The following is an 11,648-nucleotide window of genomic DNA, read 5'->3' as shown; positions in this document are numbered from 1 at the left end:
GTTCACTTGCGTTCAGCTCAGTAATACGTACCTCTCTGCAACGCTCACCACCGCAACGTTTCCGACTGCAGCAGCTTGCAGAGGGTTTGATGCCAGTGCCTGCACACCGACACCGAGAGACCTTCTCTCATCTCATTGGCAGTTACGGCTACATCTTATATGGAAGGTAGCCAACCCTTTATATATAGATGTGCACCTCGTGGCACACGGACAGGTACCTGATTCGTTCGGTCTTCTCAATTGTATATAGATGGTTCAAGTACCTGTCCCCTGACCCTCTTTATAACACATTACTTACGTTCAAATGCCAATTCTAATTTTTGGATGCCCCTTTTATTCGCATTGGCAAGAATAAGTACGTATGTAATTTGCTCTTTCTCCTTCAACGTGGTAGTCATGTAACGGAAATCGTCTTCCGTAACGATATATTTCAGCATGGGACCGCCGCCAGATGCCACCACAAGACGTATCTTGTCAGAAAGAGGAGAGATAACGTATGCATAGCGGGCCATATACGTTGTACTATTGAACCTCACCCAATCAGTGTCTGTTGGGTCTAAAGTATTATTCAGATAGATGCGGCAGTTCTTGTAAGATGGTCTTTCATTTCCCTCTGAACTGTATATTTTCCCGTTGCCGTCAACAAATAATGGAGAGGACACGGAATACTTCTCTATAGGGCACTGTTCCTCATAGACAATGTCTGCCTCAGACTTTATGGCGTCTTCTACAGGAAGTTCTGGACCTGTAATTTCCTTATCTTCCAACACCTCGACAAGTTCATACTTCCATGCCGAACCATCTGCAGGGGGATTGGCAAGTATGGTCTTCTTTGCCCTCAGCTTATACCTATGCCCTTTCTCATACGTAAATCCTTCTATATAAGAGAAACTCATCTTTCGCCAGGTCTGGTCAACGCCATCCTCCATGACAAGCATACACTCAACGGGATTCTCCTTGTTGTCATCAAATAACGAATACATGATGTCTGTGTTCTCTGAAACAGACATAGTAATCACGACCACCTTGTCTTTGAGTTCATCATCGTCATTGCATGATGCCATTCCGATAGCAGAAATGATAACGACAAGCAATGTAGAAAAAAATAATTTGATAGTCTTCATAATATCATTTGTTTATCTTTTATGTATTGAGTTCACGTCAGTTGATTATATGCCTCCTTTATCTTTATGACCTCAATAAGCTGCCTCTGTGACTGGAATTTTTGACAATACAATGCTTTTTGCGTTCCAATTGACATTCCACAGATTGCCCGTCTCAGAGTCAAACAGCACCCAGACCCAACTGCTGTCTGTCGGATACATTTCAAAACGGCCCGGTTTTTTGTCAAGTGCAAGAGGTTCTGCATTAAGCACTCGGTTTTTCTTAGGGTTTGAAGGAACAATGGCTTGGATTGTTCCGTCTCTTGTGTCAAGCTTCAGAAAAACACCTGTTATAGCAGGATAAAGAACATAGTTTGTGCTTTTGCTCGTTGAAATCACTACCTTCACGTCATCATCTGCATTGACTGTAGTAAATGACAAGCAGCAAATGGTCAACAATACTATAAATCTTTTCATAATTATCTATATATCCTTAATTCCGCAACATAATTAATTATTTTTTATAAGTTCCTGGGCAGCAAAATGTTCTTGCTTGTGGCAAGCGGCAAAGCCGAGCAACCCAGGAATTTGTCATGTTAGACTTTTCACTTATCTTAGTGTTGCGAATCCAAAGACAATAAAAAGCGTAACAGACATGGCAAAGGTAGCAATAAAATCCGAATAGATCACTCCTTTTGGAGGAATGTTTTCAATAATGGAGCAATTTGACTCCAATCTCTCATCTGTAATCGACTCAACCCTCGGTATGAGATGCAGGCTGTATGGTTATCAATACAGCGAAATCATCCGTTGGATTTTATCCGACCGTTTCTCGCCATGACAATGCCCGAGCAAGCTCATCATTGCTCATCTGGCTTAACGAAACCGTTCGCTTATGAGCGTTTATTTCTGTGGCGGCTCATGCATAGAGGATGTCACCACTCATCTGATGTACCACCTCTCGCTTCATCCGACACTTCGCACATGCAGTACCGACACGACTCTCAGAGCCATAAAGGAACTGACCCAGGATAACATTTCCTACACATCCGACACTGGCAAGACCTACGACTTCAACACGGCAGACATGCTGAATATCTATTCATGCAACAACGCTTATGCTGATGTGTTCCAGAATGACTTTGGATAACACCGACAACTTATGGTCGTGATTTTGCGTATTGCCTCAAGTCGCATGGTGAGGTAAGGGACATTTATATGTCTTTATGGTGACATTCGATGCACTGTGCCCCCTTTTTACTAACGATGCAGATTCTTTTCGCTTCTGTATCATATTAGGCGCGTAGTTGCGGATTTGAGGATTAAATGAAGTGGGTGAAACCGTTTGCCATAGGAGATGAATACGTTTGCACCCCTGATAAGGTTAATAACCTTACGGCCTTAAGGTTATTAACCTTGCAGGCGTAAGGTTATTAACCTTATCGGCAATGATATATATATACATAGACCACGCAACAATATATTGTCACTCGAGATATAGCATGAACCGCAAATATGAATACGCCACAGACAAAATTTTTAACCTTATCGGCAATGAAGATAACAAATGCAGAGCACACTGCTATAAATGGTAATCACTCGAAATGTCGGATGACCCATCTTTTGCAATCCACAGAAAAGGTCAAAGGACGCACCCTAAATGTAGAGTGCGTCCTTTGACCTTAAACCGTAGTTCTTATAGCTCTGTTTACTCCGCTCGCTTTTGGTGAGGAGCAGAAGCGGGGGCTATTTAGGTGGTTTTAATAATTTCCACCTTTAATCAGCTCGACAGCCTTCATGACGATATCATTTAATCAGCTCGACAGCCTTCATGACGATATCATTGGTCTCGTTCATAATCTGGAAATACTGGGACATGTCCCACAAATCACGGGCCACGAGTGCCTTCAGCTGAACCTTCAGGGCGGCAATGGTGTGTTTCAGCTCTTCGTCGTCCTTAGCCTCAACCTTCTGCTTCTTTCCCTCCTCGATGATACCGTCGATGACACTCTGCGGTATCTCGTAGCTGTTGTTGAACTTGTCAAACTGCTTGTACTCCGCCTGCAAAGCCTTACGATTGACATCGATATAGCGGAGGTTGGCATTTACGATGATGCTCTTGGCGGCAAGCTGTCTGTGCAGTTTGGTGTAGCGGGTAGTATCGAGGGGAACAAAGAAGTCTGGCATAATTCCGCCTCCGCCATATACGGCACGATGGCGGCGCAGGGTGTAGTACTTCAGCGAGTCTGAGAAATGAATGGAGTCTGCGCTATACAGCTCTCCGTGCTTGTATCTGTCGTCAAGTTCCATCTCGTAGCCCTTCTTGTCGCCCTTCTTGTAAGGTTTCTGTATGCATCGTCCCGAAGGAGTATAGTAATGGGCTATGGTGAGCCTAATCATGGAACCGTCACGGAACTCAATGGGGCGCTGCACCAGTCCCTTGCCGAAGGAACGGCGTCCTACCACCTGTCCACGGTCCTGGTCTTGTATTGCGCCTGTGACAATCTCTGCAGCGGATGCCGAGAACTCATTGACGAGCACCATTACTTTGCCGTTAAGGAGCTTTCCGTTGCCGTGTGCACGATATTCGCGCCTCTCTACGGTACGTCCCTCTGTGTAAACGATAAGGTCGTTCTTGTGCAGGAACTCGTTGGCTATGTCGACGGCAGCCTGGAGGTATCCACCTCCGTTCTCCTGCAAGTCCAGGATAAGGTCTTTCATGCCTTGTTCCTTGAGCCTCGCCACGCCATCCATAAACTCCTGATATGTGGTTGCTCCGAAATTGCCAATGCGTATGTAGCCCACTTTCGGCCTGATCATGTATACCGCATCGACGGTGGTGACGGGTATCTTGTCGCGCATGACATCGAAGGTCAGCAAGCCATCGACACCACGGCGCAGGATGCCGAGCCTCACGGTAGTGCCCTTCTTTCCACGCAGACGCTTCATAATCTCCTCTTTCGACATTTTCACGCCCGCTATTGCCGTATCGTTGACTGTCACAATACGGTCGCCAGCCATGATGCCGACTTTCTCTGACGGGCCTTTGAGGACAGGCTGTATGATGAGGAGGGTGTCCTCGACCATGTTGAACTGCACACCAATGCCGTCGAAAGAGCCTTGCAGCGACTCGTTGAGTGCCTTGGTTTCCTTGGCAGTAGAATAGGACGAATGAGGATCAAGCTTGGAAAGCATGCCCACAATGGCATCCTCAACGAGCTTCTCCTCGTCGACAGAGTCCACATAAAGGTTGGTAACAGCCATCTCAGCCATCTGCAACTTGCGCAGCTGGCTGTCGCCGGAGAAATTGATTTTCAGCTGTGCGCCTGCTGATACTGGCGCGAGACTAAGAAGTGCCACGCAGGCACTAAGAAATTTATAAGATAGTATTTTCATTTCAATATGTTTTCACTCTTCACTCTCCTCCGCAATGTCCTTCTCCACGACAAGGTTGTCGATGATGAAGTTCTGGCGCTCCATGGTGTTCTTTCCCATGTAGTATTCAAGTAGCTTTGCTACCTGGTCGTTCTTGTGTAGGGTAACCTGCTCGAGCCGCATGTCGGGACCGATGAAATGGACAAACTCTTCAGGACTTATCTCTCCAAGACCCTTGAAGCGGGTTATCTCCGGGTCGGGCCCCAGCTCTTGTATGGCCTGCTGCCGTTCCTCGTCGCTATAGCAATAGCGCGTTATGAACTCGCTTTTCTTAGCCGTTGCGGGGGTATCCTCTATGGCTTTCTTGTTCTTTATCTTCGTCTTCTTGTTGCGTACCCGGAAGAGAGGCGTCTGCAGAACGTAGACATGTCCCTTCTTGATGAGGTCGGGGAAGAACTGAAGGAAGAAGGTTATGATGAGCAACCGTATATGCATGCCGTCGACATCGGCATCGGTGGCCACAATAACCTTGTTGTAGCGCAGTGTGTCGAGGCCGTCCTCTATGTCGAGCGCAGCCTGCAGGAGGTTGAACTCCTCGTTCTCATAAACCACCTTCTTGGTAAGTCCGAATGAGTTGAGGGGTTTTCCGCGTAGCGAGAATACAGCCTGTGTATTAACATCGCGGCTCTTGGTGATGCTTCCACTTGCCGAGTCACCCTCGGTGATGAATATGGAGCTTTCCTCCTTCCGCTCGTTCTTCGCATCGCAATAGTGTATGCGGCAGTCGCGCAGCTTGCGGTTGTGCAGGTTGGCCTTCTTTGCCCTCTCACGTGCCAGCTTGGTGATGCCAGCCATAGACTTACGCTCCCGCTCGCTCTCCTTAATCTTCTGCTCCAGAATGTCGGTACAGTCTTCCTTGTGGATGTGCAGGTAGTTGTCGACCTCACGCTTGAGGAAGTCGCCGACATACTTGTTGATGGTCTCGCCATCAGGTGCCATGAGCGTGCTACCCAGCTTAATCTTGGTCTGGCTCTCGAAGACAGGCTCCTCGACATTGATGGCTATGGCAGCCACAATGCCGTTGCGGATGTCGGTATACTCGTAGCTCTTGTCGAAGAATTCCTTGATGGTCTTGGCGATGTGCTCCTTGAACGCACTCTGGTGGGTACCGCCCTGAGTGGTGTGCTGGCCGTTGACGAAAGAGTGGTATTCCTCACCATACTGGTTGGCATGAGTGAAGGCAATCTCTATATCCTCGCCGACTATATGCACGATGGGATAGAGTCCGTCGTTGGTCATATTGTCATTGAGAAGGTCCTCCAGTCCGTTGCGGCTCTTTATCCTGCGTCCGTTGTACATGATGGTAAGACCGGAATTGAGGTAAGTATAGTTGCGCAACATGGTTTCCACAATCTCGTTGTGGAAGGAATAGTTCTTGAAGAGGGTGTTGTCGGGCTCGAAGTAGATTAGCGTGCCATTCTCATCGTCTGTGTCGGAAGTAGTGTCGCCAGTGATATTTCCCTTCTCGAAGGTCAGATGGCGTACTTTCCCGTCACGGAAGGACTTGACCTCGAAGTGCGAGCTTAGTGCATTGACGGCCTTCACACCCACTCCGTTGAGTCCGACACTCTTCTTAAACGCCTTGGAGTCGTATTTTCCTCCTGTATTGAGCACGCTGACCGCCTCGACAAGCTTTCCTTGCGGGATGCCTCGGCCGTAGTCTCTTACTGTTACGGTAAGATTGTCGGTGACATCTACTTCTATCCTGTCTCCAGCGTGCATCTTGAACTCGTCGATGGAGTTGTCGATAACCTCCTTGAGGAGCACGTATATACCATCTTCGGGAAGGGAGCCGTCGCCCAGCCTGCCTATATACATACCGGGGCGTGTGCGCACATGCTCCATGTCGCTGAGGTGTCGGATGTTGTCATCGGTATACTCAACAGGCTGCTGGCCGGCCTGCGCACTCACGTTGTCCGGCTCTGTGCCGGCAGGAATATTGGTTATAGTATCTGGCATTTATCAGTATATTTGTGGGTTGTAGGTGTAGTACTTATGTGTATCAAATAAACTTCTTGTAACATTTGCGACGCTTGTGGAGATGTGTCTCAAAAGCATCCCATTGTCCCTGTACATTGGAGTTGGTCTCCATCTCCACCTGTGTCTCGCCCCATTTGAAGCCGTATTCCTGATAGCGTGGGATAAGGTCGTAGAAGAGCAGGGCGTTGGCACCCTTGGCACGATATTCAGGCAGGAAGCCTATAAGCAGCAAGTCTACACCCTCAGTCTTGTGGAACTTGATGGCCCTGAGAACGTGCCACCATCCAAACGGAAAGAGACGGCCACGATGGCATTTCTGCAAGGCTTTGGCAAGCGAGGGAATGGTGATGCCAAGTCCGGCCAGCTTGTCGCCATGATTGCCGTCCTCGATTACCGTGATGAGATTGAGGTCTGCCAACTTGAGATACATGTCGACATACTGGTCTATCTGCCTCTGCGTCAGTTCCGAGAAACCATAGAGGTCCTTGTAGGTTTCATTGATTAGCTGGAAGATGCGTTGGCCATATCCACCCTGGAAGATATCCTTCTTGGTGAGTTTTTTAATCTTGAGGTTGTAACGCTTGGCAACCATCTGTGCTATCTTGGCATACCTTTCGGGCATCTTGTCGGGAACAGTGACCTTGAACTCCACATACTTGTTGTCGACAATATAGTCTTCCATGGCCTCGATATGCTCGGGGTAATATGGATAGTTGTATATTGTCGGCATCGTGCCAAGCTGGTCGAAGCCCCAGGTAAGCATTCCCTCTGGGTCGAAATCAGTAAAGCCGAGCGGTCCGACAATCTCCGTCATACCCTTGGACTTGCCATAGTCCTCAACAGCCTTGAGCAGGGCTGCCGACACTTCCCGGTCATCGATAAAGTCTATCCATCCAAAGCGCACGCTCTTGCGATCCCAACGCTTGTTGGCCTTATGGTTGATGATGGCGGCAACGCGTCCGACTATCTTGCCCGACTTGTAGGCAAGGTAATATTCAGCCTCGCAGAAGTCGAAGGCCGCATTACGGTCGTGGCTAAGAGTGTTGTAATCGTCGCTATAAAGAGTAGGCACATCATACTCATTGCCTTCGTACAAGTCATAATGGAACTCTATGAAGGCTTGCAGGTCTTTCTTGGTCTCGACCTTCCTGATTTCTACTGATGACATCTGGGTATTGTTTTTTTATCTTAGGCAGCATGACTGTAGCTGCCATATTAAACTTGGTTTTTAAACAGATCTGGCATACTCCACTTACGGGAATAAATCCTTGCAAAGATATGAAATAAAACCGAAACCACCAAGATATATAAGGATTTTTGAGTTTTCTTGGATGCCTTGACGGCTCAGCGAAGATAAAAAACCACTCAAAGCCTCTGGCAACGGAAGAGGACATGAGCCGACGAGGATGTTGTGGTGGCAAGCAGATAGGTGTCGCCACCATCCTTGAGCTTAAGACGCTTGCGCAACTCGGCTACTGTCAATGGGAAATTGCGTACCGTGATGTTGGCTTTGTCAAGACCGGCCAGCATGGCTCGCAGTTCCTTGCGGTTCATGGTCGACTGGGCAACGACGCGGAAGCGGCGGCCTGGGAAATCAGGATGATCCATGGACGAGGCAAAGAAGTGGGAATTGGGACCTACGGCACGGATGCCATACTGACGGCACAGGTGCGCAAAGCATCCTGCCTTCATGATGGAAGCGTTTGGCTCGAAAAGATATTCTGGAATGATGTTGTTTGCCGGAAGGAGGGGAATGTCGGAAGCCAGGCTCTCATCGGCTACGGTAAACACCTGCGCATTATTGGTACAGGTAAGAGAGAAAGGCTTCTTGCCGTGGGTGACTACTATAAGGAGTTCCTTGCACTCGTTGTCAACAGATACGATGTGCACCTCGGAGGCTGAGGCGGAGGTTAGGCGGGCATTGACGGACTTCACGGCACTATGCCAGTCGAGCATCGGCGACAGCTTCACCATCACCACCTCGCTTTTTGACATCAGCAAGGGTAGCAGCTCAAGAAGGTTAGGGGTGCAGTCCTCGATGCCATAGGTACGGGAGCCATGGGAGTCGCGGCGGGCAGGGTCGAGATATACAACTGACGCGAAAGGCATAGACGAGGCATAGGCTACGGAATCGGCACATACAACCTCGGCATCAGGGAGTCCAAGCAGAGGAAGATTATGGGTGGCGAGGTCGCACAGCTGCCTGTTGCGCTCAACATAAACGGAACGCATGCCAAGTGAGGATGCCAGAAAAGAGAAGTCTACACCAAAACCACCAGTAAGATCAACGAAAACAGACTCCTGGTCAGTGCGTGTGCCCTCAGACAACAACCTGGCGACCAAGGCAGACTTGTAGGCTGCGGTCTGCTCAGACGAGCATTGCTCCATGGAGAGATGCGGAGGGTACAAGAGGCCGTCAGTACAAGCCCAAGACGGTAGCTTGCGCACGGCAACCTGCCAACCACGTATCTGGTCGAGGGCAAAGGCTGTATCAACCTCGGGATAGCGGGAGGCTACGAAGGCCAGGTCTCGGACATCCTGTTCACGATGCTTGCGTATGAATTCTTCGGTATTCATAAATGTATCTCTGTCTACAGTCTGCTACAAATGGCATGTCAGCCCGATACGGAACTCGAAAGTGCTGGCATTGACATCGGGATGGCTATGATAGTGGGTGGCACGGATGAAGTAGCCGCTGGAAGCATTGATGCTCACAGAGCCTTTGACATCAAATTCCCATATAGGATTGATGACCAACAGACTGGCATTGCCCTTGTCGCCCTGGGCGTTGAGGAACAGAGGATTTGTGTTGGCAAGGTCCTTGTGCTCGTAGCCCTTCCATGTGAAGATGCGGTAGTAGTCGGACTTGAGGATAAAACGTCCGAAGTTTCTGAACTCCAGATGGGTCTTGGTCTTTAGCGAGAAGCCAGAGCCCATATTGTAGTCACGGTCGATAATGTTATAGTAGTCACTCTTGGTTCCGCCAAGAAGAATACCACTAAGGAATACTCGCTGCTCCAGTCGCGTGAGTGCTCCTGTCTGTGGGAAACGCATCATTATACCAGGACCGAACGAGGCCGCCTCGGATATACGGTAGGGTGTCTGGCTGCTGCCATCCTTGACTGGCTTTGAGTCGTAATAGTTGAAATGCTGATAGATGCCGAACTCCACATCAAGCCTGCGCTCAGAGAAGACTGGCGCGCTCCATATTCTGCCCATAAGGTGAAGGGCGTTGATGAGGGGCTGGTTGGCCGACATACCAATCTTCACGTCGGCAGAGAAATAGTCGTATGGCTTGTTCTCACGCTCGTTGAACGGGTCGCCATACTCAAGATATATTCCTACGTACGGATTCCATTCGCCACGGAACATGGAGCCGTCGTCTGCAAGATACCTTGCTCCTGCAGTAACAGAGAAATCAATAGGAAAACGCCTGTAGTCATGATAAGGCTCGGCATCTGGCCGTACTCTCCAGGCATCGCCACGGCACATGCGGTTGAGACCACGCATAGGATTGACGGCAGTAGCGGCAAATTCACGAAGAAACCGCCGGAAACCGCGGGTGCGATCGTTAAGAATGACGTTGCTCACGCGATTGGTAATCTCTCCTATGCAGATGCCTCCGAAAGTGGTGGCCATGAGGTCGTTGATGGCAGCCGGCTCTATCTCGCCACAGAACTCCCACATCAGGGAGCCGCCAAGGGCATACGGGGCAGACTCCCAGAAGGTAAGCCCGTTGCTGCGGGCGGCATTGTAGTAGAGATTGCCATGATAAGGATGGGCGAACAGATTGGTGGAGAACTGATCGTTGTCCCACACAAAGCCCTTCTGGAAATTCTTGTGTATGGTGTGCATGTTGACCTCGGCAAACTCCTCATTCAGAACAAAGCGGTCGAAGCAATGTACCAAGACATTGATGCCTGCGGCCTCAAGGGCTGCTATCCACGGATGCTTGGATGTGCCGTCATCACTGTATGTAGCCCCTACCCCATCGTCAAAGCGCTTTACATCAGGCAGCTGGGCAGAGCCGCTTCTATGGTATCTCATCGTAAGACCCATTTGTGCTACAAGCCCGTTCTTATAATGTCGGTTATGGGCGTAATAGCGAGTGTCGCCATAGCCCACGGAGCCATAGAGACCGAGGTAGCGGTTGAGCTGATAGTCGGCATTCAGATGTGCTTGAAGGGAATAGAGTCTCTCTGGCTTGTCAGCCTCGTCGCGGAAGGTCTCTATATGGTAATAGCCGATATCGCCACTCAAAGACAGACGGGGCGTGACGTTGAAATATTGTCCCAAGCGGTAGAACACGGAGCCAGAGAATTTCGAGTCAAGACCCATATAATGGCTTCCCACACCTATAATATTATATGTGGAACGGTTTCGGAAACGTAGTGCGCCATTAATCTTCGAGCCCGTGCCTACGAAGGCCATATAGTCGATGCGCGTCTTGGGGTTGATATTTACAAGTCCTATCTTGTGTGCTATGGTGTCGCGGGTATAGTTGACAAGTCCTACCTGTACTCCACGTGGATGGCTCTGGGCAACATTGATGAGTCCTATCTGCGACCCGTTGAGCGTGTCGGCATAGTTATAGGCTGCCATCTGCAAACCACGCATGTAGGAAGCGGAGACGTTGGCTGCGCCTGCTATCTGTAGCCCCCTGTCTACACCAGAGCTGATATTGGTGATTCCACTAATCTGGATACCTCTCAGACGGTTGTTTATATTGGAGATGGCTCCTATAGACAATCCCTTCTGCTTAGTCACGCCATTGATAAGACCGATATTGAAAACACTCTCGATTGTTGTGTCGGGCATAACACGGAAATCTCCGAATGTTATCGGCATGGCATAAAGCTGCCGAGACTCCTGCGCCCAGGAATCACACGTAAAGAATAGCGACACCACAAAAGATAGTAAAACCTTATGCATCATTCTGGTCAATATTAAATATGTTCCAATTGCAAACTTACAATATTTTCATGGAATGAGCAATAAAAAAGAGGATTATCGACTTCTCCCCATAAAAATATCTCCACACAACATAAAAAAAACAGCTCCCGCAAACAATGTTGCAGGAGCCGCATTTTATACAATACGGGTCGGCAAACGCACAACCCATTGCTGTGT

The 11,648-nt window shown here is 49.0% G+C and carries 7 protein-coding genes and 1 pseudogene; 1 reads left to right on the top strand and 7 read right to left on the bottom strand.

The features are described 5' to 3' along the window. Window positions 1-290 precede the first annotated feature (290 nt). The gene (locus CIL02_RS00865) at window positions 291-1,124 is read right to left on the bottom strand and encodes a DUF4377 domain-containing protein (protein WP_094398602.1); all 834 of its coding nucleotides are present in this window, start codon (window positions 1,122-1,124) and stop codon (window positions 291-293) included. A gap of 72 nt (window positions 1,125-1,196) precedes the next feature. Further along, entirely contained in the window at window positions 1,197-1,580 is a 384-nt protein-coding gene (locus tag CIL02_RS00860) for a hypothetical protein (RefSeq protein WP_141210065.1), read from the bottom strand. A gap of 226 nt (window positions 1,581-1,806) precedes the next feature. Here CIL02_RS00860 and CIL02_RS00855 point away from each other — a divergent pair. After that, window positions 1,807-2,214: pseudogene (locus CIL02_RS00855) on the top strand (hypothetical protein); the annotation flags it as partial. A 695-nt stretch (window positions 2,215-2,909) separates the two neighbouring features. Here the strand turns inward: CIL02_RS00855 and CIL02_RS00850 are convergent. From CIL02_RS00850 to CIL02_RS00830, 5 genes are all read right to left on the bottom strand, one after another. After that, window positions 2,910-4,499 (bottom strand): S41 family peptidase, encoded by a 1,590-nt coding sequence (locus tag CIL02_RS00850; RefSeq protein ID WP_094398600.1) that lies wholly within the window; start codon window positions 4,497-4,499, stop codon window positions 2,910-2,912. 12 nt (window positions 4,500-4,511) lie between these two features. Continuing rightward, window positions 4,512-6,383: a DNA topoisomerase IV subunit B gene (locus CIL02_RS00845; RefSeq protein WP_240513480.1), complete on the bottom strand. Its 1,872-nt coding sequence runs from the start codon at window positions 6,381-6,383 to the stop codon at window positions 4,512-4,514. Between the two features lie 157 nt (window positions 6,384-6,540). Continuing rightward, window positions 6,541-7,686 carry an N-acetyltransferase gene (locus tag CIL02_RS00840; RefSeq protein ID WP_094398598.1) on the bottom strand — a complete coding sequence of 382 codons (1,146 nt, stop codon included), beginning with the start codon at window positions 7,684-7,686 and terminating at the stop codon, window positions 6,541-6,543. Window positions 7,687-7,883: 197 nt separating this feature from the next. Continuing rightward, complete coding sequence (locus tag CIL02_RS00835) at window positions 7,884-9,095, bottom strand: class I SAM-dependent methyltransferase (RefSeq protein WP_094398597.1); 1,212 nt, start codon at window positions 9,093-9,095, stop codon at window positions 7,884-7,886. Window positions 9,096-9,119: 24 nt separating this feature from the next. Beyond that, on the bottom strand, window positions 9,120-11,453 hold the full coding sequence (locus CIL02_RS00830) for a DUF3943 domain-containing protein (protein ID WP_094398596.1): 2,334 nt from the start codon (window positions 11,451-11,453) through the stop codon (window positions 9,120-9,122). Window positions 11,454-11,648 lie beyond the last annotated feature (195 nt).

The organism is Prevotella sp. P3-122 (assembly GCF_002251365.1).
Taxonomy (GTDB): domain Bacteria; phylum Bacteroidota; class Bacteroidia; order Bacteroidales; family Bacteroidaceae; genus Prevotella.
Note: the sequence above shows the minus strand (reverse complement) of the source record. Positions and strands in the feature narration are given on the sequence as shown.